Genomic DNA, 25,685 nt, shown 5'->3' with positions numbered 1-25,685 from the left:
AATTAACTGACATGAAAAGACAGTTCATCGCGGGTGCAAAATGCCCTAAATGTGGCGCCTTAGATCGTGTGGTTAAGATCATCACTGTGGATGACGAGTGGATTGAATGTATCGAATGTGCTTATAGCGAAAAACGCCCGACCCACGTGGAAGAGCAACAAACCGCTGAGCCAGATGAAATTGGGGTGATACAATTCAAACCTCGTCATTTTGACTAGAAGGTTAAAAATGATGTCCACATACCAAACTCAAAATTCCAAATTATTATGGATGATAATTGGTGGAATTAGCGTTGTTGTGGTTTTGTTTCTTGCAATTCAATGGTTTTTATCACAAAAAGATCAGCAATCGACAAGCACAGCTACACAACCAATTGCCGAAAAAACAATTATATCCAAAGCAGAAACAACTGTTAGTCCAAATATAAATACGGCGAGCAGTGAAGTTGCTGCACCAATACAATTAGTCGAAGAGTCAATTGTCAAATCACCACTTCCGAGCAATGACAGTTTAGCCAAAGAAGAGATTGCAAAGCTAGATGATATTCAACAGCAACTGCAAGACCAACAGCGTGACTTGAAAGAACAAAATAATGATGTTGATACTTTACTTAAGCTCAAAGAAGATCAAATTAAACTTTTGGAGGCTCAAATCTCCGCACAGCATAAATCTTAAAACAACAAAAGCTTTAATCCAGTTTAAAGCTTTTTACTCATTGAAATATCAATCTCATATTTCTAATCGCGATTTTTCATACAGCCCCCTCATAAGTTTGTATTTACACTGATTGCGGTATGATGGATATAAGTCACTCAACAAATCTAAAATCCAGTTTAAAAGCACATTTCTTTCATCCGTTGAGAAGCATAGAATAACTTTAGTCTCAAAGCCTCGCGTCTAATATGAATTCACTTCAAACTAATCGTAACCTTTTACTTGCGATTGGTTGCCTAACAACCTCGGCCCTTCTCTTTTCGATCATGGGTATCTGTATTCGTTATGCATCACATACGGTTGATAACTATACAATTGTATTTTTCCGCAACGTGGTCGGACTTATCCTGTTTCTGCCTTTTATTTTTAAACAAGGTATTGGCTTTGTAAAAACAGAAAAACTATGGATGCATAGTTGGCGTAGTATTGTTGGACTTGCAGCTATGTATGGTTTCTTTTACGCAATTGCGCATTTAAAGCTATCAAATGCAATGGTTTTTACCTACTCTTCCCCAATTTTTATTCCAGTTATTGCATGGTTATTTCTAAAAGAAAAAATCACCATTGCTATGCTTTGTGCCGCGGGACTCGGCTTTATTGGGGTGTTCTGTGTGGCTAAACCCGATCAAGGTCTACTGAACTGGATTTCGGTGATTGGTATCGCCTCTAGCTTACTTGCATCAATGGCTTTTGTAACCGTTCGAGCACTCACTCAAACCGAACCACCTGAACGCATCGTATTTTATTTCTGCTTGATAGGATCAGCACTTTCTGTGATTCCAATGTTTTGGATGTGGCGAACCTATCATGTAAAAGAATTATTATTTTTGATTGGCGCAGGGATACTTGCTAATGTCAGCCAAATTTTTATGTCTCATGCTTATCGACTTGCGCCAGCAGGACAAATTGCACCTGTGAATTATATGGCCATTATTTTTGCAGGTGTATGGGGATTCTTACTTTGGAATGAAGTACCTGATTTATACAGCGTGATTGGATTTTGTATTATTTTGCTTGCAATTTTATTATGTAGTCCATTGACTCAACGTCAAAAGAAAATGATTCAACGCTAAAATATTTGATCTTTAAAAATAACTTATCAACATTAATAATGTCTAAAACATTTTAAATCTTAGAAATAAAAAAGCACCCGAAGGTGCTTTTTTTATTTCAACACTTAGTGTTTATACCAACCAAACATTTGGAAGATATATGGTGCATAAGTCACCAACACTAAAGACGAGAACAATACGATAATCGGTAATAACCAGCGCTCATAACGATAATAGAAACTTGTGTATTTCTCTTTTGCTTCCTTATCAGCAGCTGATACTTCTTCATCCCCGACAGAGAGTCGCGTCAACAAATGGTTTAATGCAACAGGTGGTGTTACATAACCAAATTCGAATGCAACCAATACGATCATCCAGAAGTGAATCGGATGAATACCATTCTCATAAGCAACTGGCGCTACTGTCGCAGCAACTAAGATTACCGCACCAAATGGATCTGTAGTCATACCAATAATTGCAAGTAATATTGCAATAAAGGCAAGAGAAATATAGATATTATCCAAGTGAGTTGGTAATAACTCAACCACTTCAGCACGCTCGATTAAACCACCAACGCTCGCAGATAATGCCATCAGTAGAATCAAGGCACCGATATGACCCACTGTTTCTGAAGTTGCAAAACGTAATGCTCCACCAAAACCAAAACTCTTACCACCATGAGGATCATGGCTTTTTAAGAAGTCTGATTTCTGTTCATGTTCAAGAACTAACGCCTCATGCTTTGCATCAATAACTGGAGCTGGTGCAAGTTTTGCTGCAAACAATTTGTCAAACAAAATCATTGCAATCAACACCAATGGTAAAATCATTGGCGCTGTAAATTCATTGATTGATGTATCTAACGCAAGTTTATAGAACATCACAACTGCAAAACCAATGATTACATAAGGAATCACAGGTACACATGCACGTAACATTCCAGGTACAGCAACTTTTGGTGAAGCAACACGGAACTTTTCTTCAGCAAGAATCAATGAAACGCCAAGGAAAATAAATGCAGTTAACCAGAAAACATAGATACCATGATCAAATAATTCTGTAGACGTTACATGGCGGCTATCTAGCATTGAAATCAAAATTACAAGTAAGCATGGACGAATCACCACACCTAAAGAACCCGACATTGCCGATACAGCTAATGCATATTGACGGCGCGCACCAGAGTTCCAAACCTCTTTATAAATGATTGCACCTGCGGCAATAACGAAAATACCAGAAGCGCCTGTATATGCTGTTGGAATTGCCGCTGCAATTAAGATTAACCAAGTTAAAGTTTCAGGTGCTAGATTCCACGGACGCAGGATATTTAAGAATAAATCCATCACACGCGTTTGGGTCAGTAACATACCTGCCCAAATAAACAATGCAAGGTTTAAGAAAATACCAGAGAACTCAACAATAATTCCCAAGTAGATCCCTTGCCCCATTGGATAATCCATGAAGAAAGTAAAGATTATCCCCGTGATCAGTGACATCTGTGCATACAATGGTACGCTCAGCACCGCCAAACCAAAATTACCTTTAGGTTGCGCTGTTTTAGGAATTAAAAATAATTGCACTAAGCTGATTACGGTTAAAGAGACAAAGAGTGCTATCCATAACCATGAAATCGCCAATGTCTTCGTAGTCAATTCTACGCCAGAATTCAGCAACGAGTTATATTGACTAATTGTCGATAAACTCAGTAGAGCATTACCTACAACCATATATGCTGAATAGACACGATAGTCCATCTTCGTTTTAGGTGCACGTAAACCAATGTGGTGATAGCGTAAAGAAGCTGTGATAGATGTAAACAACACCATGATCAGTAAAAGTACAGTCTGGTTTTCAGAACCTAACTTAAAAATACCGAAGAATGTGGTTTCAACTTGACGATAAGTACGAATACTTGGATGAGCTTCCAAGTGCTTCATTGCTTTATCATAGAACTGATATTTTTCTTCACACTGTTGTTGTGCAGCTAATAAAGAAGCGCGTACATCTGATTCAGATGCTGTACCAAACATACTTGCAAACTCATCAGCAGCATTTGCTTTCATCTGCTCTTGAACTTGCGCTTCAATATTAGGATGTCGATCACAAGATGGTTTTTCAGGTTCAGCTCGTAAAAACGAATACTGCATTCCTATTTTTTCATCACCATACAAACGCTCCCCCATACGGAGCATTTGACCGTGAATCATCTCGCCAGTACCAATAAGCAAAGTCATTAGCAACAAAGCAAGAATGATGAATGTTGATATCCAATCATTCCAGATATAACCCAGTCGGGCTAATCCAGACTTTTTCTCTTGATCATTTTGCATGTATATTCCAGTTTATTGTTATCAACACCCATCCAAAGATGTTGAATCATGCGATGTCCATGGTTGATAGATAAGTGAATTTACCCTCTTCGTAACCAATCCCTTTTAACCGCCTAAATTTGCAGCAATCTTTCCCAAAAAAGAATGACTACAATCATTTTTTTATTGGTTTTTTTTATCAACTTATATGTTCTCTCTCTATCCTTCTTAACAATGAATAACCTAACCCACAGAACAAACCACCAATCGCACCAATCAAATGAGCTTCTGTCAAAACAGGACTACCAATTAACTGTGCAGTACCCGTCTGGCCAAAAGTATTTTCCCATATTAATTTTGCTGAGATCAGCAACAAGACCAATAAGGCAAATTTTCTTTCTTTAGGATATTTCAGATACACGAGACCAACAGCAACATATAATCCATGCAACACGCCAGAAAGACCAGCATATGCATCGATATAAGGTAAGTAGAAATAAAAGATAAGACTAATAAAGGGAGGAAGGATTAAAAGCAGAACACATAAGTGCCAATTACGAGCATGAGGAAAAATAAAAGGTAAACATGCAAATGCCAGCATATTTAAGAAAAAATGCATCCATCCAACATGAACCCAATGTGCAGTCCATAAACGCCAAAACTCAGCGAATAAACTAGGTTTCCAATAAATGAAGTGATCTGCAAATACTTGCAAGCACGCTGATATAGAAACACATACAGCGATTAAAATAACTTTCGGTATCCATACGTGATCTTTCATCCATTACCACCCCATGAAAAAACTGACCTTTTACCAGTTTAAATGTTTCACTTGTAAAAGGTCGTTTAATTCAAGTTTACTCTGCTGGTGCTGATGCGCCATCTCCACCATCAAATAAAGCATCCAATTCAGATGAACTTTCTTTCTTATCGTCCCAGAAAGAAGTCAAACCTTCATCACTAGAACGTACACCTGTATTTTCAGTCCAATAACGATCAGCTATACCCTGGACCATCAAACCAGCCATCTTATCGATCAATCTAAATTGAGGATTTACTGGTTTGTCTTCACCTGTTGCAGCAGCATAAGAACGGAAAGCATCACGCAGTTTGGCATCATCACCACTTGCTTGTGCAGCAACTGCATATAATGCATGTGATAAACGAACACCTTTTTTCTCACCAATTTGCATTGATTCTTTCATGGTTGCATAAGGTTCAGGTTTACCGTCACCCGCACCTGGTAATAAAGTCCAAATCACTGCTCGCGTCGCCATCGGCGCGCCCCAGAATTTTTCATTATCCAAACAGGTCATGCCACGCTCAACAATACCCGCAATATCTTTCGGGACATTAACCACACCACCAGAGTTAATATCATTGGTCATCGCTTGCAGACCACTTACCATCCCTAAAAGGTAAACTGTCTGATCTAAATCATTGCGCATTGTTGGGCATGAATCACCCAATTTATATTTATATTTTGATTCCCAACGATTTGCAAAAAGTTGATAACCTGCATATTGACGTTCAGCAGCAATCCCCGCCCAACGTTTTTGTTCAATACGAGCATCTTGAGCTTCAGAAACTTGACCTGCTTTCGAAGCACGCAAATAGCGGAGTTCCGCTTCTAAGGCTTTATTTTCAGCACAAATACCTGCTGAGGTATACAATAACACCGCCATACGTGTTGGATCAGCACCCATATCCTTGGTTGACATCACCGCTGGAGTTAAGGCATTACCTGAATTACACACCATTTCGGCGTCATCCATCGCCAAAATTGGTGGAACAATATGATTTTCACTAAAACTTAATGCGACATTAGCCCCTGTTTTAATGATTTGTGAACACCCTGATAATATTGATGTTGTGAGTAACGCAACCGCCACACCCTGTCCCATTTTTTGGAATTTAGACATTCTTCCTGTCCTCTAATTAATTTGTTTTTCCTTTTAGGCGTACCTTATCAGATGCAATACTTGAATTAAAGAGTAATTGCTCTAATTTAACATGCCCATTCTGACACAATTCACAGATAAGCGAATTGACAGAGAGTTGAAAATACAAAAATTTTAGGCAAAAAAAAGTAGCATTGCGACGGTTCAGCACATGCTACTTATTAACTGGTAAAAACGTGAAACTCTTTATCTTTTAGTTTTGTTGAAAGTAATCCTTGAGTAAAGTTCCTGCTCTTCCTATAACAATTGCAAAAACAATTGCAATCACCAGAAACGACCATGTTGGAATTTCTATTACTTTGGAACTCCACCACACTTTACGTTGGTGTTTGTACTTTAACGAAAATGAATACAAGTTGATGGTCAGATTGTCTGACAATTTATATTTTCACGAAATTTCAGAATATTTAATCTAACAATTTAAATGAACGCAAAGTAAAACCAACATAAAAAATTGAAAACAAACATATAATTAATTATATACAGTTGTAGAATTGTCCAACAATTAAAGCATTTTTATTAATAATTTTAAGTTTTTCCACTGCGAAATTGACAATTGATCCCACCAAATCGTTAAAGGTTGGTACTGAGTATCAGAAAAATAAATCGTAATATAAGCTTGGTGATCAATAATTTTAGTGATTGTTCGACCTTGGATTGCGATAGAAGTATCCACAAACTCAAATGACCAATGCTGATGATCCAAATACTCAAAACGCTTTATTAAAGGACGCCGTAACAATAGAACCCAAAATAAAACCATCACAACAAGGCTAAGCAGCCAAAATGAAAGAGCTAGCAATTGGTAGGCTAAAATTAGAACAGTGACAAAAACTAAAAGTTGCAATACAAGCGAAAATCGACTGTATTGCAACTCAAAAACACGATTAGCCATGAACATAATGTTTTAATTTTAAAATAAAATCTTTTAACTCAGCACGAGGTGGCTCACCCACTTCCATAAACCAATCCAATAAATCTGGATCTTCTTGATCAACCAACTCTGCAAATAGCGCCTTTTCATCAGCATCGGCGGTTAAATAATAGTTTTTAACATAAGGATCGAAATACACATCAATTTCTTTTAAACCACGACGTGCGCGATAAACGACCTTACGTTCTTCCAAACTTATTTCATCAGACATTATTTGTTCCACTATGCAACAATTTTATAGTCATAGTGTACTCGATCCCCCATTAACTTCGCAGCGTTTTTTCTCAAGTGACCAAATACATCAATCAAATTGAGCATTGATCACATTGTTCACTATTTTCAATTTCTTGTATCGTGATGATGATCGTTTATATCCAATGACTAGGGAAAAAATAACAAATGCAATCAGGTGCAATTCGTCCAATTCCAAATATGCTCCCACGTAAGCTATTTACTTCTGATCATGAAGCATTTCGTGAAACTGTACGTAAATTTTATGAAAAAGAAGTCGTGCCAAATATTGAAAAATATGAGAAACAACAACATGTTGACCGTGACTTATGGAACAAAGCAGGTGAACTAGGTTTACTCTGTACCACCATGCCAGAACAATATGGTGGCTCTGGGGTTGATCGTTTGTACAGTATGATTCTCATAGAAGAACAAGCTTATGCAATGGACTCAAGTACAGGTTTCTCATTACACTCAGATATCGTTGCCAACTATATCAACAACTTTGGCAATGAAGAGCAAAAACAAAAATGGCTGCCTAAAATGGCAACAGGTGAAACAGTTACAGCGATTGCCATGACTGAACCGGGTACAGGTTCAGATCTTCAAGCAGTTCGTACTACAGCTGTGCTTGATGGCGATGAGTATGTCATTAATGGTTCAAAAATCTTCATTACCAATGGCTACCTTTGTGACATGGCAATTGTCGTCTGTAAAACAGGCAACAATGAAAAAGGCTCAGCAAATTTATCATTAATCATCGTTGAAGCTGATCGTGCTGGTTTTAGTAAAGGTAAACCTTTGAATAAAATCGGAATGAAAGGGCAAGATACTTGCGAATTGTTCTTTGACAACGTACGAGTACCTAAGGAAAACCTACTTGGTATGGAAGGTATGGGTTTCATCATGTTGATGAAAGAACTGGCTTGGGAACGTATGTTGGTTGCGATTATTTGCCAAGCAGGTGCAGAAGCAGCATTTGCGCATACTGTTCAATACACCAAAGATCGTAAAGCATTTGGCAAAGCCATTAGTACCTTCCAAAATACAAGGTTTAAATTAGCTGAATTACGTACTGAAATTGATTTCTGCCGTACTTATTTAGATCGTTGTATGGAATTACAACTCGAAGAAAGCTTAGGTGTGGATGCCGCAGCAGCAGCCAAATACAAAATTTCAGATATGTTCTCAAAAGTTGTAGATGATTGCTTACAATTACATGGTGGCTATGGTTATATGTTGGAGTATCCAATTGCACGTGCCTACATCGATAACCGTGCTAACCGTATTTATGCGGGAACAAATGAAATTATGAAAGAATTAATTTCTCGTACACTTTAAACATAAATGGGAAAGTTAAAGGGATCGTGTTTAATTACACGATCCTTTTTTATTTATTTAGTTTCAGGTTTTTCAGTTACTTGAGCTGGCGTAGGCGTTGGATTCATTCGTGCCATTAGTTGCTTTACCTTTGGATTATCAATATGTTGCTGCATAGTGACATTTAAAGCAGTGCGTGCATTTTGCGTAGTGAAATGTGCAACTTCACTTCCTATCTCACTGGCTTTTTTAGCCCACGCTTTCCCTTCTGTAGATTGATAAAAGGTTAATGCGGCTTGTAGTTCCTGTTGACTGAATGTTTCAACATAACGTTGGATAATGAATTGCTTACGCTGTTCACTGTTTAAATTTTTAATCAAATCTACGTAAAAATTTTCAGGTATATCTTTAGGCAAACGCATTCGGATTTGCTCTAAAATCATTTTATCAGTGTTTTGTAAACCTTGTTCGGTTCCATCTACAGATACCAATTTTTGAGCAATAACTTCTTTCTGTTTTACATCATCAGCAAAAACAAATGTACTGAATAATAATGTCCCCAAGATTAATAGTTTTTTCACTCAGTCATCCCTGTTTTAAATGTTATTGCGCTCAATATACGCGATATTTTTTATATTTAAATAGCCACTCAAATAAAAAACCCTATGCAACTGCATAGGGTTTCAAAACATTCAAGCAAAAACTTATGAGACTAATTTTGGCTTACGATTTGTTTGATCGCCACGCTTATGAAATTCTAAAACCCCGTCATTAAACTTGGCATCTTTCAGTTCTTTACGATCAGCTAGGTAATTATTGGTGATCTTCCACGGTGCTTGTTTACCTTGTTTAGGCATTACATCAGCTGCACGCGCAATATAACCCGAAGACAATTTACCCATGATTGTATCATTTTCACGCTGTAAAGGATCAGCATGTGCAATCACTTCATCAAAACCATTTTTATCCATATGATTGATTAAGCGACAGATATAATCAGCTGCAATATCAACCTTTAATGTCCATGAAGCATTGATATAACCAATGATCATCGCCATGTTAGGGACATCACTCACCATCACGCCTTGATACAGCATATGTTGAGATGTGTTCATTGGCTTACCGTCAATTGAACCTTTCACCCCACCTAGAATCTGAATTTCTAAACCAGTTGCAGAGATCACAATATCCGCTTCTAAGTGTTTACCAGATTTTAACTGAATACCATTTGCGGTGAATTTTTCAATTTGATCTGTTTCAATACTTGCTTGACCTTCACGTAAAGCTTTGAATAAATCACCATCAGGAACAACACACAAACGCTGATCCCATGGGTTATAGCTTGGAGTAAAATGTTTCATATCCACTTTACCTTTTAACTGCAACTCGATTCCTTTCAACAGCAAACGACGAACAGTTTTAGGATGCTTTTGTGCTAATGCATAAATTGCACGCTGCATGCCAATGTTACGAGCACGAGTAAATTTATATGCTGTTTCTTCAGACATGAATCGACGTGTCTTTTCATAAATAAAGTCAATTGAAGGCACTGTTGCGATATAAGTTGGAGAACGTTGCAACATGGTTACATGACCTGCTCCACCTTTTACCATTGAAGGAACAAGTGTAATTGCAGTTGCACCACTACCGATAATTACAACTTTTTTGCCTTTATAATCTAAATTCTCAGGCCAGTGTTGTGGATGGATAAATTGCCCTTTAAATTTATCTTGATCTTGGAATTGTGGTGCATAACCTTGGTCATAATTATAGTAACCAGTACATCCCATCACAAAATTAGCTGACCAAGTCTGCTTCTTCTTGTTGTTGTCTTCAATTTCAACCAACCACTTTTTCTTAGCAGAATCATAGTTTGCAGAAAGTACACGATGACCAAAGTGAATTTTCTCTTTTAATTTATTTTCAGAGATGACTTCACCTAAATAACCTTTAATTTCAGGACCGCTTGCTAAAACTTTTTCTTTTGCCCATGGTTTAAAGTTAAAACCAAAAGTCGACATATCCGAATCCGAACGAATACCAGGATAACGGAATAAATCCCAAGTCCCCCCAAAGCTCTCACGACGCTCTAAAATCTCAAAGTTACGTTGTAGACAGTTTTTAGAAAGATGCACAGCCAACCCAATTCCAGAGATACCTGCACCAATAATTAATACATCAACTTGCTTTTCCATTGTTTTTATACCCTGTATAAACCATGTCTTTATTAAAGCACAAATTTGACAATGCACAATGTCAAGTTTAGTCATTCATCGGTTTTTTTATATCAGTTCGGGACATTTTGAAGAAATATGAGGTAAAAAATCTTGAGATTTTCACCTGGATTTAGGTGTTTTTAAAATATCTCTTATAACAACCTAATGCATTTTTCGAAGATCATCATGTCTTCAAATTTTTTAGTTATGGAACTCTACACAAAAGACAAGTCATTACAGTTCCAACTTTTTCATGAGCCATCTTTAGCTAAAAATTAGGATGATATACATGCCACTCGAAGACAAATGATCAATATTTGCTGTTTCAAATAGACAATAAAAAAGGTCGGTTATTACACCGACCTTTTTTGGAACAACTGACTGTTCTACACGTAGAAGTATTATTTTACTTCACGGTCAACGAGTTCAACGTAAGCCATCGGTGCAGCATCACCTGCACGGAAGCCCGCTTTAAGAACACGAAGATAACCGCCGTTACGCTCTTTGTAACGAGGGCCAAGAACGGTAAATAATTTACCAACAGTTGCTGCTGAACGAGTACGAGCAAACGCTAAACGACGGTTTGCAACAGTATCGTTTTTAGCCAAAGTGATTAAAGGCTCAGCAACACGACGAAGTTCTTTCGCCTTAGGCAAAGTTGTCTTAATTAACTCGTGCTCTACTAAAGCATTTGTTAAGTTTTGAAACAACGCCTTACGGTGGCTGCTTGTACGGCCTAATTTCACACCACTATTACGATGACGCATGGTGATAGTCCTACTTAATTAACGGCTACGATAGGCAAATCGGTCATCCATACGGAGACTAGCTGGTGGCCAGTTCTCTAAACGCATGCCGAGTTGTAAACCTTTCGATGCCAAAACATCTTTGATCTCTGTTAACGATTTTTTACCTAAGTTAGGAGTTTTTAACAACTCAACTTCAGTACGTTGAACAAGATCACCAATGTAGTAAATATTTTCTGCCTTCAAACAGTTAGCAGAACGAACAGTAAGCTCGAGATCATCTACTGGACGAAGCAAAATTGGGTCAACTTCTTCGCGAGGTTCTTGAGCGACAGGAGTTTGATCTTTCTGAAGATCAACAAAAATTGCAATTTGTTGTTGCAAGATAGTTGCCGCTTTGCGGATAGCTTCTTCTGGATCAACAGTTCCGTTAGTCTCAAGATCGATCACTAACTTATCAAGATCGGTACGCTGTTCTACACGAGCATTTTCTACTGTGTAAGAAACACGCTTGATTGGGCTATAAGAAGCATCTAACTGTAAACGACCTACTGGGCGTGTTTCACCTTCTGGGAAACGAGAGTCAGATGTCTCATAACCACGACCTTGAGCTACTTTAAGGCGCATTTTCAATGAACCAGAAGAACTCAAAGTACCGATTAAATGATCAGGGTTAACCACTTCAACATTATGAGGTAAACGAAGGTCAGCTGCTGTTACGTCACCTGCACCTTGCTTCTCTAATGTTAAATATGCTTCATTTTGATCGAACAGCTTAATAGACAATCCTTTTAGGTTCAGCAAGAGCTCGACGATGTCCTGCTGCAAGCCTTCTAAAGTACTGTACTCGTGCTCGACGCCTTCTATCTCAACTTCAACCACAGCAGCGCCAGGTAAAGAAGACAATAGAATGCGACGTAAAGCATTACCTAGAGTATGGCCAAAACCACGCTCTAAAGGCTCAAGAATCACTTTTGCCGAGGTCCCGCTCACCGCTTCGACCTTGATCGCTTGCGGAGTTAGAAACTCGTTTGCAGTACGCGTCATTTATTGCTACCTCAAGGATTATTTAGAATACAATTCTACAATCAAGCTTTCGTTGATTTCAGCAGGTAAATCAGAGCGATCTGGTGCAGCTTTAAACGTACCTTCCAACTTAGAATGATCAACTTCCATCCAAGCAGGGATACCACGTTGAGCAGCTAATTCAATCGCGTTTTTGATACGCAATTGTTGTTTAGCACCTTCATGCACTGCAATTACATCACCCGCTTTTACTTGAATAGACGCAATATTTACACGACGACCATTTAAAGTAATAGAACGGTGAGATACCAACTGACGAGCTTCTGAACGTGTAGAACCAAAACCCATGCGATAAACTACGTTATCAAGACGGCTTTCAAGCAATTTCAACAAGTTTTCACCAGTTGCGCCTTTAACACGAGCTGCTTCTTTATAGTAGTTACTAAATTGACGCTCTAACACACCGTACATACGACGTACTTTTTGTTTTTCACGTAATTGTAGTGAATACTCAGATTGCTTACCACCACGAGCCTGACCATGTTGACCAGGTGCTTTATTGTGTTTTTTGGTTTTTACATCAAACGGTTTAACGCCTGATTTAAGTTGCAGGTCTGTCCCTTCGCGGCGAGAGAGTTTGCATTTTGGACCAATATAACGAGCCATGAATGTTTCTCCTTACACGCGACGTTTTTTAGGTGGACGGCAACCGTTGTGAGGAATTGGTGTCACATCGGTAATGCTGTTAATCTTATAACCCACTGCGCCTAATGCACGAACCGCAGACTCACGACCTGGACCAGGACCTTTTACAAGGACGTCTAGGTTTTTCAAACCGTAATCTAAAGCTGCTTTACCAGCAACTTCAGCAGCTACCTGAGCAGCGAACGGAGTTGATTTACGTGAACCACGGAAGCCTTGTCCACCTGAGGTAGCCCAAGCCAATGCATTACCTTGACGATCGGTAATCGTTACAATGGTGTTATTAAAAGACGCGTGAATGTGTGCAACACCTTCAGAGACGGTACGAGTGACCTTCTTGCGTGTGCGAGTATCTTTAGCCATCTTTTAGCTTCCAGAAATCTTACTTTTTAATCGGTTTGCGCGGACCTTTACGGGTACGTGCGTTAGTTTTGGTGCGTTGTCCACGAACAGGCAAGCTGCGACGATGACGAAGACCGCGGTAGCAGCCTAAATCCATTAAACGTTTAATGTTCATGGAAATTTCGCGACGTAAATCACCTTCGGTCGGAACCTTAGCAACTTCTGCACGAATCGCATCAAGCTGAGCATCATCTAATTCACGGATTTTTGTAGTCTCAGTAATACCTACAGTTGCTAAGATGTTCTTAGCAGTGTGGCGACCGATACCAAAAATATACGTGAGAGAGATAACAGCATGCTTGTTATCCGGAATGTTTACACCGGCAATACGAGCCATTCAATTTTCTCCAAAAAGGCAGTCAAGATAATCAACCGCCCCACAAAAATCTTGAGGGGCGGATAATAACCTAATTAGCCTACTGAAATCAACAGGTCTTAATTAAATTAACCTTGACGCTGCTTATGACGAGGTTCTGCGCTACAAATCACGCGAATAACCCCATTACGACGGATAACTTTGCAGCTACCACAAATTTTCTTTACAGAAGCTTGTACTTTCATGATGAAACCTCTAAGTGCGCTTATCCCTTAGGATGAGCAGTCGTTTTTCTCATTAACGTTTGATTATCATATTGATGCGAAGTAAGGTGCGCTTGAAGTTGCGCCATAAAGTCCATTACTACTACAACTACAATCAGTAAAGATGTTCCACCCAAATGAAATGGAATACTAAACGAACTTTGTAGCACCATAGGCATTAAACACACTACAGTAATGTAAATTGCACCAATAAAAGTCAAACGGTTAAGAATATGATCTAAATAACGAGCCGTTTGCTCACCTGGGCGGATACCAGGCACATATGCTCCGCTGCGTTTTAAGTTCTCTGCAACTTCTTTTGGGCTAAATACTAGCGCTGTATAGAAATAACAGAAGAAAATAATTAACGCACCAAACAGCATTAAATACAACGGCTGTCCAGGCGATAACACCAATGCCAGATCTTGTAGACTACGCTTCACAATCCCTGCATTTGGATCAGCACTACCTAACCATTGCCCTAAGCTCGCTGGAAATAATAACAATGAGCTTGCAAAAATCGCTGGAATCACACCTGCCATATTAATTTTTAATGGCAAATGCGTTTGCTGTGCAGTAAAAACACGACGACCTTGTTGCTTTTGTGCATAATTCACTGGAATACGACGTTGTGCTTTTTCAATAAACACAATCGCAGCTAAAACGGCTAATGAGAGTAAGCCAAATACAGCCAAACCAATTAAACTACCTTGACCATTATCTACAGACGTAAACGACTGTATTACAAGATTTGGCAAGCCTGCCACAATACCTGCAAAAATGATCATCGAGATACCATTACCAACACCACGTTCGGTAATTTGCTCTCCTAACCACATCAGAAACATTGTTCCCGCAACTAACGAAGTAACTGCAGGAACATAGAATGCTAAGCCTGATGTCAAAGTAATACCTTGACTGATCAAACCAGCACACATCCCTACACCTTGCACGAGTGCAAGGAATAAGGTGCCATAACGTGTATATTGATTGATCTTTCGTTTGCCTTGCTCGCCTTCTTTTTTCAAAGCTTCTAACGAAGGAACAACCGTAGACATTAACTGCACGATAATCGATGCAGAAATGTACGGCATAATTCCCAACGCTAGAATCGACATGCGTTCTAATGCACCGCCAGAGAACATATTAAATAAGCCTAAGAAGGTACCTTCATTCGCCTTAAAAAACTGTGCTAGCGCTATATTATCAATACCTGGCAACGGAATATGCGCTCCTAGTCGAAAGACCAATAACGCGCCAATCAAAAACATTAATCGACGAATAATTTCACGATATTTCACATGAAATGGTTGGCCTTTCATCATGTTTACATGACCTGAAGAACTAGGAGTCATAGACACTCGAGATTACTCCTCGACTTTACCGCCAGCAGCTTCAACAGCAGCTTTAGCGCCTTTAGTCAACACAACACCTTGAACAGTGAATGCGCGAGTGATTTCACCAGAAAGAACGATGCGAGCACGAATTTGATCACGACGAACAACGTTCGCAGCTTTTAAAGTTTCAAGGCTAATTACATCACCTTCAACTTTATTCAATTCAGACAAACGTACTTCAGCAGTTTTCAAAGCGATTTGGCTAGTGAAACCGAATTTTGGTAAACGACGATATAACGCTGTTTGACCGCCTTCAAAGCCTGGACGAGTACCACCACTTTTACGTGAGTTTTGACCCTTGATACCACGACCACCAGTCTTACCAACGCCAGAGCCGATACCACGACCTAGACGACGATTTTCACGCTTAGCACCTTCAGCAGGTGCAAGTTCATTTAAACGCAGAGTCATGGCTTATTCCTCTACACTAACCATATAGTAAACTTTGTTGATCATACCACGGTTAGAAGGCGTATCTTGCACTTCTACAGTATGACCAATACGACGCAGACCTAGACCTTGTAAGCAAAGTTTATGATTTTTTAAACGATGCGAAGAAGATTTAGTCTGGGTAACTTTAATCGTTTTCATGATTGATTACCCTTGAATTTGTTCTACTGAAAGACCACGTTTCGCAGCGACTTTCTCAGGAGAAGTCATATCACGCAAACCTTTGAATGTTGCGTTTACTACGTTAGCAGCATTTGTAGAACCATAACATTTAGCAAGTACGTTATGTACACCTGCAGCTTCGAGAACAGCACGCATCGCACCACCAGCAATTACGCCAGTACCTTCTGAAGCAGGTTGCATGTATACACGGCTTGCACCATGACGAGCATTCACAGGGTGTTGTAAAGTAGTCCCCGCAAGGTCTACAGTAATCATGTTACGACGTGCAGCTTCAAGTGCTTTAGAAATAGCAGCTGGAACTTCACGCGCTTTACCACGACCAAAACCTACACGACCATTACCATCACCCACAACAGTTAATGCTGTGAAAGAGAAGATACGACCACCCTTAACAACTTTGGCTACACGATCAACGGCAACCAGCTTTTCAACGAGACCTTCGTTTTGTTCAACTTTCGCCATGATTAGAACTCCAAGCCGCCTTCACGAGCAGCATCAGCCAAGGCTTTGATACGACCATGATATTTAAAACCAGAACGGTCAAATGCAACTTTAGTAACGCCAGCTGCTTTAGCACGTTCTGCGATTAAAGCACCAACCTTAGTTGCTGCATCGATATTACCAGTCGCACCACTACGCAAAGATGCATCTAAAGTTGAAGCTTGCGCTAAAACTTTGCCACCATCTGCTGAAATAACTTGAGCATAGATGTGACGCGGAGTGCGGTTTACACACAAACGAGTCGCACCCAATGCACGAATGTGCAAGCGTGTGCTTTTTGCACGACGCAAACGGGTTTGTTTCTTTTCGTTCATAAGAACCTCGCGCCTTATTTCTTCTTAGCTTCTTTACGAAGAATAACTTCATCCGAATAACGAACACCTTTACCTTTATATGGTTCAGGAGAACGGTATGCACGGATTTCCGCTGCTACTTGACCTAACAACTGCTTGTTTGCTGATTTCAAAATGATTTCAGTTGCAGTTGGAGTTTCCGCTGTTACACCTTCTGGTAAAGCGTAGTCAATTGGGTGTGAATAACCTAAAGCAAGGTTAACGACAGTGCCTTTAACTGCTGCTTTGTAACCAACACCAACTAGCTGTAACTTACGTTCGAAGCCTTCGCTAACACCTTTTACAAAGTTGTTCAATACAGCGCGAGCAGTACCAGCTTGCATCCAAGCATCTTTCGACTCTTTAACTGGAGCAAGTTGAAGTTTACCTTCTTCCTGTTTTAGCTCGACCAGCGCATGCAGGTTGAAAGACAATGTACCTTTAGTGCCTTTCACTTCGACCTGCCGGCCGTTCTGAGTAACTGTTACACCATTAGGTACAGTTACTGGGGCTTTAGCCACACGAGACATGAGGAATCACCTATTAAGAAACAAAAGCAATAACTTCACCACCAACGCCCGCAGCACGTGCAGCGCGATCAGTCATGATGCCTTTGCTTGTAGAAACAATTGCAATACCTAAACCTTGCTTAACGCTTGGAAGTGCATCTTTACCGCGATACTGACGTAGACCAGGACGGCTTACGCGCTTCACAGTTTCGATAACTGGTTTGCCTTCGAAATATTTTAACGTAATAGTCAAAGTAGCTTTTGCATCTTCTTGAGCAACTTCTACATTTGAAATATAACCTTCTTGTTGAAGAACGTTTGCAATAGCAACCTTCAACTTAGAAGAAGGCATAGAAACAACTTGTTTCTTTGCCATTTGAGCGTTACGAACACGCGTTAACATGTCGGCAACGGTATCTTGCATACTCATTATAGTCGCTCCTTACCAGCTTGCTTTAACAACGCCTGGTACATCACCCTGCATTACTGTATCGCGTAATTTGTTACGGCTTAAACCGAACTTACGGAAGTAACCATGAGGACGACCAGTTAAACCACAGCGGTTACGAAGACGTACTGGAGATGCATTACGTGGTAATGCTTGTAACTTCATCATCGCTTCGAAACGTTCTTCATCAGATGCATTTACGTTTGCAATCGTTGCTTTTAATTCAGCACGTTTTGCAGCGTATTTAGCAACTGTCTTTTCGCGTTTCAATTCGCGATTAATCATACCTTTCTTAGCCATATCGACCTCTTATTTGAACGGGAAGCCGAATGCACGCATAAGCGCACGGCCTTCGTCATCGCTACGAGCAGTGGTCGTAATAGTGATATCTAAACCACGGATACGATCAATTTTGTCAAAATCGATTTCAGGGAAAACGATCTGCTCTTTTAAACCCATAGAGTAGTTACCACGACCATCAAATGATTTCGAAGAGAAACCACGGAAGTCACGGATACGAGGGATAGCGATCGAGATCAAGCGATCCAAGAATTCGTACATTTGGTCGCCACGTAAAGTAACTTTACAACCAATTGGCCAACCATCACGGATTTTAAAACCAGCGATTGATTTACGTGCAAGTGTCACAACTGGTTTTTGACCAGCAATCAGTTGCATATCAGCAACAGCGCCATCTAATAATTTCTTATCAGTTGCAGCTGCGCCTACACCCATATTCAGAGTGATTTTCGTGATGCGAGGAATATCCATCACATTCTTAACGCCAAGTTCTTCTTGTAACTTCGCTTTAAGTTCGTCGTTATAACGTGCTTTAAGTCTGGCCATCGCCTATTCAACCTATTACTTCGCTACCGCCACTGATTCACCATTTGATTTGTAAACACGAGTTTTCGCGCCATCAATCACTTGGTAACCAATACGGTCAGCCTTTTGGGTTGTAGCATTAAAAATTGCCACGTTTGAAATATGAAGCGTTGCCTCTTGAGTAACGATACCGCCTTCAGCGCCAGTTACACGGTTTGGCTTTTGATGCTTCTTCACTAAGTTAAGACCTTCGACCTTAACTCGATCTTCAGAAACAGACAAAACAACACCTTGTTTGCCTTTTTCTTTACCTGCGATCACAATTACTTGATCGCCTTTTTTAATCTTAGCCATGATTGCCTCTTATAAAACTTCAGGAGCCAATGAAATGATTTTCATGAACTGTTCAGTACGAAGTTCACGAGTCACTGGTCCGAAGATACGAGTCGCAATCGGAGCTTTGTTGTTGTTCAAAATAACAGCTGCGTTATCGTCGAAACGAATAACAGAACCATCTGGACGACGGATGCCGAATTTTGTACGTACAACTACAGCATTCATCACGTCACCTTTTTTAACACGTGCGCGCGGAATTGCTTCTTTTACAGTAACTTTAATAATATCGCCAACTGAAGCATAACGACGGTGTGAACCACCAAGTACTTTAATACATTGTACGCGGCGTGCACCACTGTTGTCTGCTACGTCGAGCATACTTTCGGTTTGAATCATTGCCCTACTCCAAAACCGAGCATCACCGGTCGCAATTTCGAAAGGCTCAAAGAGTACTCGAAATTGTCCGATGATGCAACAAGAACGTCTAATTACTCAGCAGCTGCTTCAACGACTTCCACTAAAGTCCAAGCTTTAGTTTTAGAAATTGGGCGGCTTTCTTTGATGGTCACTAAGTCGCCAGTTTTAGCAACATTGTTCTCATCATGAGCGTGTAATTTAGTTGAACGGCGGATTGATTTGCCGTACAACGGGTGTTGAACGCGGCGTTCAATAAGCACAACAATAGACTTGTCCATTTTGTCACTTACAACTTTGCCGGTTAACGTGCGGACTGTTTTTTCACTCATTGTCCGTTCCCCTGTTTTTCGGTAAGGAGTGTCTTGATACGAGCAATTGTCTTACGAGCAATTTGCACTTCATGCGATTTGCCTAATTGACCAGTTGCTTTCGCCATACGAAGACGGAATTGGTTAAGCTGTTGCTCATCAAGCAAAGCTTTCAACTCTTCTACCGACTTTTCACGTAGATCTTTAATTTTCATTACATCACCGTCCGAGTCACGATAGTGGTTTTAAACGGGAGTTTAGCAGCGGCTAAAGCAAAAGCTTCACGCGCCAACTCATCGCTAACACCTTCAATTTCGTACAGGATCTTACCTGGCTGGATCTGACAAACCCAGTATTCCACACTACCCTTACCTTTACCCATACGAACTTCTAATGGTTTTTCGGTAATTGGTTTGTCCGGGAATACGCGGATGAAGATTTTACCACCACGTTTAATACGACGGCTAATGGTACGACGTGCAGCTTCAATCTGACGCGCAGTCATACGACCACGTTCAGTTGCTTTAATTGCAATCGAACCAAATGATACTGTACTACCACGATGCGCTAGACCAGTGTTACGGCCTTTGTGCACTTTACGGAATTTGGTACGTTTAGGTTGCAACATGGATTATTCTCCCTTGTCAGCAGCACGGTCACCGCGACGACCACGACGCTCTTGACCTTCACCACGACCACGACCGCGTTTAGCTGGACGCTCTTCAGCAGGAGCAGGGTTCATGACTTGTTTCATGCCACCTAAAATCTCGCCACGGAAAATCCAAACTTTAACACCGATCGTACCGTATGTTGTTTCTGCACGCATAGTAGCATAGTCGATGTCAGCACGAAGTGTATGCAAAGGTACACGACCTTCACGATACCACTCAGTACGAGCGATCTCTGCACCACCTAAACGGCCAGAAACTTCAACTTTGATACCTTTAGCGCCAGCACGCATTGTGTTTTGAACCGCACGCTTCATAGCACGACGGAACATAACACGCTTTTCTAATTGAGAAGCAATTGCTTCAGCAACTAAACGTGCATCCAAGTCAGGGCGATCAATTTCATTGATGCTAACTTGAGCTGGAACACCCATAATGTTGGTGAGTTCGCGCTGTAATTTCTCAATATCTTCGCCTTTCTTACCGATCACGATACCAGGACGAGCAGTGCTAATTGTTACTTTAGCAGCACCTGTAGGACGTTCGATAAGAATATTGCTTACCATCGCATTCTTAAGTTTTTTAAGCAAAAACTCACGAACTTGAAGATCTTTAAGCAAGTATTCAGCGTATTGTTTCGGACTCGCATACCAGTTAGCGTTATGACGTTTCACAACACCTAGGCGGATACCGATTGGATGAACCTTCTGACCCATATCAAACCCCTACCTTAACGGTGATGTGACAAGTACGCTTAGTAATACGATCTGCACGGCCTTTAGCACGTGGCATAATACGTTTAAGGCTCATGCCTTCATCAACGTAAATCGTAGTTACTTTAAGGTCATCAACATCTAAGCTGTTGTTATGTTCAGCATTCGCGATTGCAGATTCAAGTGCTTTTTTAACGAGCACAGCTGCTTTCTTGTTGCTGAAGTTCAAAATGTCTATCGCACGTGCAACCGACTTACCACGGATCAAATCAGCAACTAAACGTGCTTTTTGTGCCGAGATAGCGGCACCGCGTAATTTAGCAGTTACTTCCATCATAGCACCTATTAACGTTTAGACTTCTTATCAACACCGTGACCACGATAGGTACGAGTTGGTGCGAATTCACCCAATTTATGACCAACCATGTGTTCAGTAACAATTACTGGAACGTGGTTACGGCCATTGTGAACAGAAATTGTTAAACCAACAAAGTCTGGAAGGATCATTGAACGACGTGACCATGTTTTGATCGGCTTACGGTTGTTAGCAGCAATCGCAGCTTCAACCTTAGCGAACAAATGCGCGTCGACGAATGGACCTTTTTTTAATGAACGAGGCATTATTCAGATTCCCTTACTTGACGCGACGGTCGCGAATAATCATCTTAGTCGTACGCTTATTGGTACGTGTCTTGTACCCTTTAGCTTTTTGACCCCATGGACTTACAGGTTGAATACCTTTACTACGTCCTTCACCACCACCGTGCGGGTGATCTACCGGGTTCATCGCCATACCACGAACGGTAGGACGAATACCACGCCAGCGCGCAGCACCAGCTTTACCCAATGAACGAAGGTTGCTTTCTTGGTTAGAAACTTCACCAATTACAGCACGACATTCAACGTGTACTTTACGCATTTCACCAGAACGTAAACGAACGATAGCGTAAGAACCATCACGACCCAACAACTGAACTGAAGTACCAGCAGAACGTGCTAATTGAGCACCTTTACCGATTTTAAGTTCAAGGTTGTGAAGCGTAGAACCGATTGGCATATTGCGAAGTGGCAAGCAGTTACCTGGACGAATTGGAGCATCGTTACCAGATTGTACTTTATCACCAGCACGTAAGCCTTTAGGTGCAATGATATAACGACGTTCACCATCAGCATATTTCAATAAAGCAATATGAGCTGTACGGTTAGGATCGTATTCGATGCGCTCTACAGTCGCTGGAATACCATCTTTGTTACGTTTAAAGTCAACAATACGGTAGTTTTGCTTATGACCACCACCCACGTGACGTGTAGTGATGTGACCATTATTATTACGACCACCAGTACGTTTTTTAGCTTCTACCAACGGTGCATAAGGAGCGCCTTTGTGAAGATGGTCATGAACCACTTTCTCTACAAAGCGACGTCCTGGAGACGTTGGCTTACATTTTTGAATTGGCATAATTCTCGTCCTTATTCCGCTGCGTTTTCAGCGGTATCGCCCAAGTCAGCCATTTCTACATCTTGGCCAGCTTTCAGGGTGACGTATGCTTTTTTCACATCAGAACGACGTCCTAATGTTTTACCAAAGCGTTTTGTTTTACCTTTAGTGATCGTTGTATTAACTTTTACAACTTCAACACCAAAGAGCTGCTCAACTGCTTTTTTGATTTCAAGTTTGTTTGCATTTAATGCAACTTTGAACACTTGAACACCAGCAGTATCACCTAAAACTTGTGCTTTTTCTGAGAATACTGGTCCTAATAGGACTTGATAGATACGTTCGTTGTTCATCCGAGTTCTACCTCAATTTTCTTAGCAGCAGCTACAGACATTACAACTTTATCAAATGCAATCAAGCTAACAGGATCAATAGCAGTAGCATCAACCACATCAACGTGTGGAAGGTTGCGAGCTGCAAGATACAAGTTCTCATCTACAGCATCTGTAATGATCAATGCACGAGTTGCATTCAAGTCTGTAAGTTTTGCAAGCAAGTCTTTAGTTTTTGGAGCTGCAACAGCAAACTCTTCAACTAATACAAGACGATCTTGGCGAACAAGTTCAGCTAAGATACATTGCATTGCACCGCGATACATCTTACGGTTTACTTTTTGAGACCAATCTTGTGGGCGAGCAGCAAAAGTTTTACCACCACCAACCCAGATCGGGCTACGAATAGAACCCGCACGAGCGCGACCAGTACCTTTTTGACGGAATGGTTTTTTACCACCGCCAGAAACGTCTGCACGTGATTTCTGAGCTTTCGAACCTTGACGACCACCAGCTAAGTAAGCTGTAACAACTTGGTGTACAAGCGCTTCGTTAAACTCACGTCCGAAAGCAACTTCAGACAATTCAACAGCAGAGCCGGAAACAGTTTTTAAATTCACAGTATTTCCCCTCAGGCCTTGATGGTAGGACGTACAATAACGTCACCATTCGTTGCACCAGGAACAGCACCTTTAACAACTAAAACAGAACGTTCAGCGTCAATAGATACAATTTCAAGACCTTGAACTGTTACGCGTTCATCACCTAAGTGACCAGCCATTTTCTTGCCTTTGAACACGCGACCAGGAGTCTGGTTTTGACCTGTAGAACCTAATACACGGTGAGATACAGAGTTACCATGAGTAGCATCTTGCGTACGGAAATTCCAACGCTTAACACCACCTTGGAAGCCTTTACCTTTTGATTGACCAGTTACGTCAACAATTTGACCAACTGTGAACAAATCAACACCGATAGAAGCACCAACTTCACGGCCTTCAAGCTCAGCTTCAGTAACACGGAACTCTTTAACCAGACGACCAGCAGCAACACCCGCTTTCGCGAAGTGGCCTTTCTGAGCGTTAGTTACGCGCGATTCGCGACGTTCACCAGTAGTTACTTGAATTGCTTGATAACCATCAGTTTCAAGTGTTTTGATTTGCGTAATGCGGTTTGGATCGACTTCGATCACTGTTACTGGAACAGAAACACCTGCTTCAGTAAAGATGCGAGTCATACCACATTTGCGACCGACTAAACCAATAGCCATGTGCATAAACCTCTAAAAAAGCGGCCTAATTAACTTAGAGTTAATTAACCGAAAGCCTTAACCCAAAGCGATCTGAACATCAACACCAGCAGCAAGATCTAACTTCATCAATGCATCAACAGTTTTATCTGTAGGTTGAACGATGTCGATCAAACGTTTATAAGTGCGGATTTCGTACTGATCACGAGCGTCTTTGTTGACGTGTGGTGAAGTAAGAACGTTGAAGCGTTCGATGCGAGTAGGCATCGGGATTGGACCACACACTTGTGCGCCAGTACGCTTAGCGGTTTCTACGATCTCTTGAGCAGATTGATCAATCAGGCGATGATCAAAAGACTTCAAACGGATACGAATTCTCTGGTTAGACATACCAGTAAACTCCAAGCCAAAAATATAAAGAATCACCCATGACGCACCTCACCTTACTGGCAAGTGTCAAGGGCAGTGAAAATCACTAAGGTCATGATCGATGCCACGACTGTAATGCGTTAACTACTTTCTTCGTAGTGAACGCCCTCCATTTGAGGGTCGCCCATTATAACGATTGTTTAAGTCTTATGCAATTCTTCTTTTATTTTTTTAGTTTTATAGTTGATTAAGCATTCACCACATACTCTATTGCTCGATTTAGTAATTGATTACCCTGTTCAAACTTACTTTTAATCGTTTTTTTTAATTCTGCGATTGGCTGAACATATTCACCATTAAATACCGCACTATCTTCTTCATTTTCAATCAATAATTGCAAAGCATGTGGTGTCATTTCTGGATGAAACTGAAAACCCAGAACATTCCGCCCGATCTGATAAAGCTGATTACGGCACACCCTGTTTTCTGCTAGACGCACACCACCTTTGGGGATTTCAAAGGTTTCACTATGCCACTGCATAATGTTAATTTTTTCTGGTATTTGAAAGTAATTTTCGGGTACCTGTGAAACACGAACTACGTCCATCCAACCTAATTCTTGATGTTGATTTCGACTCACAGATGCGCCGAGTGCATTCGCAATCAGTTGCCCCCCTAAACATAAACCAATTGCAGGTTTACCCGCAGAGAGATAACGTCTTAACCATCTTTTTTCCAATTTTAACCAAGGATAATTTGCTTCGTCATTCACACTCATGGTTCCCCCCATAATGATCAGCAAATCAACTTCATCAATATTAGGTAGGGCCTCCAATTCAAGAGATAAATCAACGGGTAAAGCAAAGAACTCTGTGGCGGTAATTTTTGCTTGATGTGCCTTTAAATAGTCATAGCAACTGCCAAAACCCTCGCCTGCAATGTGCTGAAAATAATGCACTCTTAAATGCGACTTCATGCGCGTAAACCTATTGTAGTTAGAATGATAATTAGTCTTAGC

At 40.6% G+C, this 25,685-nt stretch carries 40 protein-coding genes; 4 read left to right on the top strand and 36 right to left on the bottom strand.

All coding sequences use genetic code 11. The features are described from left to right. Window positions 1-11: 11 nt before the first annotated feature. The 3 genes from HYG88_RS05135 to HYG88_RS05125 all read left to right on the top strand — a co-directional run bounded on the left by HYG88_RS05135 (window position 12) and on the right by HYG88_RS05125 (window position 1,787). On the top strand, window positions 12-218 hold the full coding sequence (locus HYG88_RS05135) for a YheV family putative metal-binding protein (RefSeq protein ID WP_087536469.1): 207 nt from the start codon (window positions 12-14) through the stop codon (window positions 216-218). A 10-nt stretch (window positions 219-228) separates the two neighbouring features. Beyond that, complete coding sequence (locus HYG88_RS05130) at window positions 229-675, top strand: hypothetical protein (RefSeq protein ID WP_178882690.1); 447 nt, start codon at window positions 229-231, stop codon at window positions 673-675. 227 nt (window positions 676-902) lie between these two features. Beyond that, the gene (locus HYG88_RS05125) at window positions 903-1,787 is read left to right on the top strand and encodes a DMT family transporter (RefSeq protein ID WP_178882689.1); all 885 of its coding nucleotides are present in this window, start codon (window positions 903-905) and stop codon (window positions 1,785-1,787) included. A 104-nt stretch (window positions 1,788-1,891) separates the two neighbouring features. Here the strand turns inward: HYG88_RS05125 and HYG88_RS05120 are convergent, their stop codons facing one another. The 5 genes from HYG88_RS05120 to HYG88_RS05100 form a co-directional block, all read right to left on the bottom strand. Next, window positions 1,892-4,096, bottom strand: a complete 2,205-nt coding sequence (locus HYG88_RS05120) for a TRAP transporter large permease subunit (RefSeq protein WP_178882688.1) — start codon at window positions 4,094-4,096, stop codon at window positions 1,892-1,894. 178 nt (window positions 4,097-4,274) lie between these two features. Beyond that, a complete protein-coding gene (rrtA, locus tag HYG88_RS05115; protein ID WP_178882687.1) occupies window positions 4,275-4,856 on the bottom strand; it encodes a rhombosortase in 582 nt (193 codons plus the stop codon). 76 nt (window positions 4,857-4,932) lie between these two features. Beyond that, window positions 4,933-5,997, bottom strand: a complete 1,065-nt coding sequence (locus HYG88_RS05110; protein ID WP_178882686.1) for a hypothetical protein — start codon at window positions 5,995-5,997, stop codon at window positions 4,933-4,935. Window positions 5,998-6,541: 544 nt separating this feature from the next. Beyond that, window positions 6,542-6,937, bottom strand: coding sequence for a hypothetical protein (locus HYG88_RS05105; RefSeq protein ID WP_178882685.1), 396 nt, complete (start codon window positions 6,935-6,937; stop codon window positions 6,542-6,544). Beyond that, on the bottom strand, window positions 6,924-7,181 hold the full coding sequence (locus HYG88_RS05100) for a succinate dehydrogenase assembly factor 2 (protein WP_005156268.1): 258 nt from the start codon (window positions 7,179-7,181) through the stop codon (window positions 6,924-6,926). The genes HYG88_RS05105 and HYG88_RS05100 overlap by 14 nt, the downstream gene beginning before the upstream one ends. A gap of 188 nt (window positions 7,182-7,369) precedes the next feature. On the opposite strand from HYG88_RS05100, the gene HYG88_RS05095 reads away from it, so the two are divergent. Continuing rightward, window positions 7,370-8,542 (top strand): acyl-CoA dehydrogenase family protein, encoded by a 1,173-nt coding sequence (locus tag HYG88_RS05095; protein WP_178882684.1) that lies wholly within the window; start codon window positions 7,370-7,372, stop codon window positions 8,540-8,542. A 53-nt stretch (window positions 8,543-8,595) separates the two neighbouring features. Here the strand turns inward: HYG88_RS05095 and HYG88_RS05090 are convergent, their stop codons facing one another. The 31 genes from HYG88_RS05090 to HYG88_RS04940 form a co-directional block, all read right to left on the bottom strand. Next, window positions 8,596-9,102, bottom strand: a complete 507-nt coding sequence (locus HYG88_RS05090; RefSeq protein WP_178882683.1) for a DUF2059 domain-containing protein — start codon at window positions 9,100-9,102, stop codon at window positions 8,596-8,598. 123 nt (window positions 9,103-9,225) lie between these two features. Next, on the bottom strand, window positions 9,226-10,716 hold the full coding sequence (locus HYG88_RS05085) for an NAD(P)/FAD-dependent oxidoreductase (RefSeq protein ID WP_178882682.1): 1,491 nt from the start codon (window positions 10,714-10,716) through the stop codon (window positions 9,226-9,228). A gap of 422 nt (window positions 10,717-11,138) precedes the next feature. Continuing rightward, window positions 11,139-11,504, bottom strand: coding sequence for a 50S ribosomal protein L17 (rplQ, locus tag HYG88_RS05080; protein WP_004641032.1), 366 nt, complete (start codon window positions 11,502-11,504; stop codon window positions 11,139-11,141). An 18-nt stretch (window positions 11,505-11,522) separates the two neighbouring features. Further along, a complete protein-coding gene (gene rpoA / locus HYG88_RS05075) occupies window positions 11,523-12,530 on the bottom strand; it encodes a DNA-directed RNA polymerase subunit alpha (protein ID WP_004660372.1) in 1,008 nt (335 codons plus the stop codon). Window positions 12,531-12,548: 18 nt separating this feature from the next. Beyond that, entirely contained in the window at window positions 12,549-13,175 is a 627-nt protein-coding gene (gene rpsD, locus HYG88_RS05070) for a 30S ribosomal protein S4 (RefSeq protein WP_004641035.1), read from the bottom strand. Window positions 13,176-13,187: 12 nt separating this feature from the next. Beyond that, window positions 13,188-13,574, bottom strand: a complete 387-nt coding sequence (rpsK, locus tag HYG88_RS05065; protein ID WP_001040166.1) for a 30S ribosomal protein S11 — start codon at window positions 13,572-13,574, stop codon at window positions 13,188-13,190. 19 nt (window positions 13,575-13,593) lie between these two features. After that, the gene (gene rpsM, locus HYG88_RS05060; RefSeq protein ID WP_000090816.1) at window positions 13,594-13,950 is read right to left on the bottom strand and encodes a 30S ribosomal protein S13; all 357 of its coding nucleotides are present in this window, start codon (window positions 13,948-13,950) and stop codon (window positions 13,594-13,596) included. 107 nt (window positions 13,951-14,057) lie between these two features. Further along, complete coding sequence (gene rpmJ / locus HYG88_RS05055) at window positions 14,058-14,174, bottom strand: 50S ribosomal protein L36 (protein WP_000867907.1); 117 nt, start codon at window positions 14,172-14,174, stop codon at window positions 14,058-14,060. A gap of 20 nt (window positions 14,175-14,194) precedes the next feature. Next, a complete protein-coding gene (secY, locus tag HYG88_RS05050; protein ID WP_171287530.1) occupies window positions 14,195-15,514 on the bottom strand; it encodes a preprotein translocase subunit SecY in 1,320 nt (439 codons plus the stop codon). A gap of 45 nt (window positions 15,515-15,559) precedes the next feature. After that, window positions 15,560-16,000, bottom strand: a complete 441-nt coding sequence (gene rplO, locus HYG88_RS05045; protein WP_004660366.1) for a 50S ribosomal protein L15 — start codon at window positions 15,998-16,000, stop codon at window positions 15,560-15,562. A gap of 3 nt (window positions 16,001-16,003) precedes the next feature. Then, complete coding sequence (gene rpmD, locus HYG88_RS05040) at window positions 16,004-16,180, bottom strand: 50S ribosomal protein L30 (RefSeq protein ID WP_000849088.1); 177 nt, start codon at window positions 16,178-16,180, stop codon at window positions 16,004-16,006. A 6-nt stretch (window positions 16,181-16,186) separates the two neighbouring features. Then, window positions 16,187-16,684, bottom strand: a complete 498-nt coding sequence (gene rpsE, locus HYG88_RS05035) for a 30S ribosomal protein S5 (RefSeq protein WP_004657688.1) — start codon at window positions 16,682-16,684, stop codon at window positions 16,187-16,189. 2 nt (window positions 16,685-16,686) lie between these two features. After that, window positions 16,687-17,037, bottom strand: coding sequence for a 50S ribosomal protein L18 (rplR, locus tag HYG88_RS05030; protein WP_004660364.1), 351 nt, complete (start codon window positions 17,035-17,037; stop codon window positions 16,687-16,689). Between the two features lie 14 nt (window positions 17,038-17,051). Further along, a complete protein-coding gene (gene rplF / locus HYG88_RS05025) occupies window positions 17,052-17,585 on the bottom strand; it encodes a 50S ribosomal protein L6 (RefSeq protein WP_178882681.1) in 534 nt (177 codons plus the stop codon). A 13-nt stretch (window positions 17,586-17,598) separates the two neighbouring features. Further along, window positions 17,599-17,994, bottom strand: coding sequence for a 30S ribosomal protein S8 (gene rpsH, locus HYG88_RS05020; RefSeq protein WP_004660361.1), 396 nt, complete (start codon window positions 17,992-17,994; stop codon window positions 17,599-17,601). 12 nt (window positions 17,995-18,006) lie between these two features. After that, complete coding sequence (gene rpsN / locus HYG88_RS05015; RefSeq protein ID WP_004660360.1) at window positions 18,007-18,312, bottom strand: 30S ribosomal protein S14; 306 nt, start codon at window positions 18,310-18,312, stop codon at window positions 18,007-18,009. A gap of 9 nt (window positions 18,313-18,321) precedes the next feature. After that, window positions 18,322-18,858: a 50S ribosomal protein L5 gene (rplE, locus tag HYG88_RS05010; protein ID WP_004660357.1), complete on the bottom strand. Its 537-nt coding sequence runs from the start codon at window positions 18,856-18,858 to the stop codon at window positions 18,322-18,324. Window positions 18,859-18,873: 15 nt separating this feature from the next. Beyond that, on the bottom strand, window positions 18,874-19,191 hold the full coding sequence (gene rplX, locus HYG88_RS05005; protein ID WP_004641054.1) for a 50S ribosomal protein L24: 318 nt from the start codon (window positions 19,189-19,191) through the stop codon (window positions 18,874-18,876). 9 nt (window positions 19,192-19,200) lie between these two features. Next, complete coding sequence (gene rplN / locus HYG88_RS05000) at window positions 19,201-19,569, bottom strand: 50S ribosomal protein L14 (RefSeq protein ID WP_004657680.1); 369 nt, start codon at window positions 19,567-19,569, stop codon at window positions 19,201-19,203. A gap of 92 nt (window positions 19,570-19,661) precedes the next feature. After that, entirely contained in the window at window positions 19,662-19,919 is a 258-nt protein-coding gene (gene rpsQ / locus HYG88_RS04995; protein ID WP_004641057.1) for a 30S ribosomal protein S17, read from the bottom strand. Continuing rightward, window positions 19,916-20,113: a 50S ribosomal protein L29 gene (gene rpmC, locus HYG88_RS04990; RefSeq protein WP_004660354.1), complete on the bottom strand. Its 198-nt coding sequence runs from the start codon at window positions 20,111-20,113 to the stop codon at window positions 19,916-19,918. The genes rpsQ and rpmC overlap by 4 nt, the downstream gene beginning before the upstream one ends. Further along, the gene (gene rplP, locus HYG88_RS04985) at window positions 20,113-20,526 is read right to left on the bottom strand and encodes a 50S ribosomal protein L16 (RefSeq protein WP_004657678.1); all 414 of its coding nucleotides are present in this window, start codon (window positions 20,524-20,526) and stop codon (window positions 20,113-20,115) included. Before rplP ends, rpmC begins: the two co-directional genes overlap by 1 nt. 3 nt (window positions 20,527-20,529) lie before the next feature. Then, the gene (rpsC, locus tag HYG88_RS04980) at window positions 20,530-21,282 is read right to left on the bottom strand and encodes a 30S ribosomal protein S3 (RefSeq protein WP_004660353.1); all 753 of its coding nucleotides are present in this window, start codon (window positions 21,280-21,282) and stop codon (window positions 20,530-20,532) included. A gap of 1 nt (window position 21,283) precedes the next feature. Further along, window positions 21,284-21,613: a 50S ribosomal protein L22 gene (gene rplV, locus HYG88_RS04975; RefSeq protein ID WP_004657676.1), complete on the bottom strand. Its 330-nt coding sequence runs from the start codon at window positions 21,611-21,613 to the stop codon at window positions 21,284-21,286. Between the two features lie 11 nt (window positions 21,614-21,624). After that, a complete protein-coding gene (rpsS, locus tag HYG88_RS04970; RefSeq protein ID WP_004641066.1) occupies window positions 21,625-21,900 on the bottom strand; it encodes a 30S ribosomal protein S19 in 276 nt (91 codons plus the stop codon). A 13-nt stretch (window positions 21,901-21,913) separates the two neighbouring features. After that, a complete protein-coding gene (rplB, locus tag HYG88_RS04965; protein WP_004660349.1) occupies window positions 21,914-22,738 on the bottom strand; it encodes a 50S ribosomal protein L2 in 825 nt (274 codons plus the stop codon). A gap of 11 nt (window positions 22,739-22,749) precedes the next feature. Continuing rightward, window positions 22,750-23,070: a 50S ribosomal protein L23 gene (gene rplW, locus HYG88_RS04960; RefSeq protein ID WP_038346096.1), complete on the bottom strand. Its 321-nt coding sequence runs from the start codon at window positions 23,068-23,070 to the stop codon at window positions 22,750-22,752. Continuing rightward, entirely contained in the window at window positions 23,067-23,669 is a 603-nt protein-coding gene (gene rplD / locus HYG88_RS04955) for a 50S ribosomal protein L4 (RefSeq protein WP_004660347.1), read from the bottom strand. Before rplD ends, rplW begins: the two co-directional genes overlap by 4 nt. A gap of 11 nt (window positions 23,670-23,680) precedes the next feature. Then, window positions 23,681-24,319, bottom strand: coding sequence for a 50S ribosomal protein L3 (gene rplC, locus HYG88_RS04950; RefSeq protein WP_004777442.1), 639 nt, complete (start codon window positions 24,317-24,319; stop codon window positions 23,681-23,683). A 57-nt stretch (window positions 24,320-24,376) separates the two neighbouring features. Then, window positions 24,377-24,688, bottom strand: a complete 312-nt coding sequence (gene rpsJ, locus HYG88_RS04945; RefSeq protein ID WP_000070912.1) for a 30S ribosomal protein S10 — start codon at window positions 24,686-24,688, stop codon at window positions 24,377-24,379. Between the two features lie 226 nt (window positions 24,689-24,914). Further along, window positions 24,915-25,643 (bottom strand): type 1 glutamine amidotransferase, encoded by a 729-nt coding sequence (locus HYG88_RS04940; RefSeq protein ID WP_087547739.1) that lies wholly within the window; start codon window positions 25,641-25,643, stop codon window positions 24,915-24,917. Window positions 25,644-25,685 lie beyond the last annotated feature (42 nt).

This window comes from Acinetobacter sp. SwsAc4, from assembly GCF_013391535.1.
Lineage (GTDB): Bacteria > Pseudomonadota > Gammaproteobacteria > Pseudomonadales > Moraxellaceae > Acinetobacter.
The sequence above is the reverse complement of the archived record's forward strand: the minus strand, read 5'-3'. Positions and strand labels throughout refer to the sequence as shown.

Coding starts and splice junctions, on each gene's coding strand:
- rplF (WP_178882681.1), bottom strand. CDS start 17,585: ATGTCTCGTGTGGCTAAAGCCCCAGTAACTGTACCTAATGGTGTAACA.
- secY (WP_171287530.1), bottom strand. CDS start 15,514: ATGAAAGGCCAACCATTTCATGTGAAATATCGTGAAATTATTCGTCGA.
- rpsD (WP_004641035.1), bottom strand. CDS start 13,175: ATGGCTCGTTATATTGGTCCAAAATGCAAACTCTCTCGCCGCGAAGGG.
- rplB (WP_004660349.1), bottom strand. CDS start 22,738: ATGCCAATTCAAAAATGTAAGCCAACGTCTCCAGGACGTCGCTTTGTA.
- HYG88_RS05120 (WP_178882688.1), bottom strand. CDS start 4,096: ATGCAAAATGATCAAGAGAAAAAGTCTGGATTAGCCCGACTGGGTTAT.
- rplP (WP_004657678.1), bottom strand. CDS start 20,526: ATGTTGCAACCTAAACGTACCAAATTCCGTAAAGTGCACAAAGGCCGT.
- rplV (WP_004657676.1), bottom strand. CDS start 21,613: ATGGAAGTAACTGCTAAATTACGCGGTGCCGCTATCTCGGCACAAAAA.
- HYG88_RS05100 (WP_005156268.1), bottom strand. CDS start 7,181: ATGTCTGATGAAATAAGTTTGGAAGAACGTAAGGTCGTTTATCGCGCA.
- rplO (WP_004660366.1), bottom strand. CDS start 16,000: ATGACTCTGCGTTTAAATGAACTTGCACCTGCTGAAGGTGCTAAGCGT.
- rplW (WP_038346096.1), bottom strand. CDS start 23,070: ATGAACAACGAACGTATCTATCAAGTCCTATTAGGACCAGTATTCTCA.
- HYG88_RS05130 (WP_178882690.1), top strand. CDS start 229: ATGATGTCCACATACCAAACTCAAAATTCCAAATTATTATGGATGATA.
- HYG88_RS05135 (WP_087536469.1), top strand. CDS start 12: ATGAAAAGACAGTTCATCGCGGGTGCAAAATGCCCTAAATGTGGCGCC.
- HYG88_RS05125 (WP_178882689.1), top strand. CDS start 903: ATGAATTCACTTCAAACTAATCGTAACCTTTTACTTGCGATTGGTTGC.
- HYG88_RS04940 (WP_087547739.1), bottom strand. CDS start 25,643: ATGAAGTCGCATTTAAGAGTGCATTATTTTCAGCACATTGCAGGCGAG.
- rpsE (WP_004657688.1), bottom strand. CDS start 16,684: ATGGCGAAAGTTGAACAAAACGAAGGTCTCGTTGAAAAGCTGGTTGCC.
- rplQ (WP_004641032.1), bottom strand. CDS start 11,504: ATGCGTCATCGTAATAGTGGTGTGAAATTAGGCCGTACAAGCAGCCAC.
- rpsK (WP_001040166.1), bottom strand. CDS start 13,574: ATGGCTAAAGATACTCGCACACGCAAGAAGGTCACTCGTACCGTCTCT.
- rrtA (WP_178882687.1), bottom strand. CDS start 4,856: ATGAAAGATCACGTATGGATACCGAAAGTTATTTTAATCGCTGTATGT.
- rplN (WP_004657680.1), bottom strand. CDS start 19,569: ATGATTCAAACCGAAAGTATGCTCGACGTAGCAGACAACAGTGGTGCA.
- rpmJ (WP_000867907.1), bottom strand. CDS start 14,174: ATGAAAGTACAAGCTTCTGTAAAGAAAATTTGTGGTAGCTGCAAAGTT.
- rpsN (WP_004660360.1), bottom strand. CDS start 18,312: ATGGCTAAGAAAGGTATGATTAATCGCGAATTGAAACGCGAAAAGACA.
- HYG88_RS05085 (WP_178882682.1), bottom strand. CDS start 10,716: ATGGAAAAGCAAGTTGATGTATTAATTATTGGTGCAGGTATCTCTGGA.
- rplX (WP_004641054.1), bottom strand. CDS start 19,191: ATGGCTAAGATTAAAAAAGGCGATCAAGTAATTGTGATCGCAGGTAAA.
- rpsM (WP_000090816.1), bottom strand. CDS start 13,950: ATGGCTCGTATTGCCGGTGTAAACATTCCGGATAACAAGCATGCTGTT.
- rpmD (WP_000849088.1), bottom strand. CDS start 16,180: ATGAAAACGATTAAAGTTACCCAGACTAAATCTTCTTCGCATCGTTTA.
- rplC (WP_004777442.1), bottom strand. CDS start 24,319: ATGGCTATTGGTTTAGTCGGTCGCAAATGTGGTATGACTCGCATCTTT.
- HYG88_RS05095 (WP_178882684.1), top strand. CDS start 7,370: ATGCAATCAGGTGCAATTCGTCCAATTCCAAATATGCTCCCACGTAAG.
- rpsQ (WP_004641057.1), bottom strand. CDS start 19,919: ATGAGTGAAAAAACAGTCCGCACGTTAACCGGCAAAGTTGTAAGTGAC.
- HYG88_RS05105 (WP_178882685.1), bottom strand. CDS start 6,937: ATGTTCATGGCTAATCGTGTTTTTGAGTTGCAATACAGTCGATTTTCG.
- rpsC (WP_004660353.1), bottom strand. CDS start 21,282: ATGGGTCAGAAGGTTCATCCAATCGGTATCCGCCTAGGTGTTGTGAAA.
- HYG88_RS05110 (WP_178882686.1), bottom strand. CDS start 5,997: ATGTCTAAATTCCAAAAAATGGGACAGGGTGTGGCGGTTGCGTTACTC.
- rpmC (WP_004660354.1), bottom strand. CDS start 20,113: ATGAAAATTAAAGATCTACGTGAAAAGTCGGTAGAAGAGTTGAAAGCT.
- rplE (WP_004660357.1), bottom strand. CDS start 18,858: ATGGCCAGACTTAAAGCACGTTATAACGACGAACTTAAAGCGAAGTTA.
- rplR (WP_004660364.1), bottom strand. CDS start 17,037: ATGAACGAAAAGAAACAAACCCGTTTGCGTCGTGCAAAAAGCACACGC.
- rpoA (WP_004660372.1), bottom strand. CDS start 12,530: ATGACGCGTACTGCAAACGAGTTTCTAACTCCGCAAGCGATCAAGGTC.
- rpsH (WP_004660361.1), bottom strand. CDS start 17,994: ATGAGTATGCAAGATACCGTTGCCGACATGTTAACGCGTGTTCGTAAC.
- rpsS (WP_004641066.1), bottom strand. CDS start 21,900: ATGCCTCGTTCATTAAAAAAAGGTCCATTCGTCGACGCGCATTTGTTC.
- rpsJ (WP_000070912.1), bottom strand. CDS start 24,688: ATGTCTAACCAGAGAATTCGTATCCGTTTGAAGTCTTTTGATCATCGC.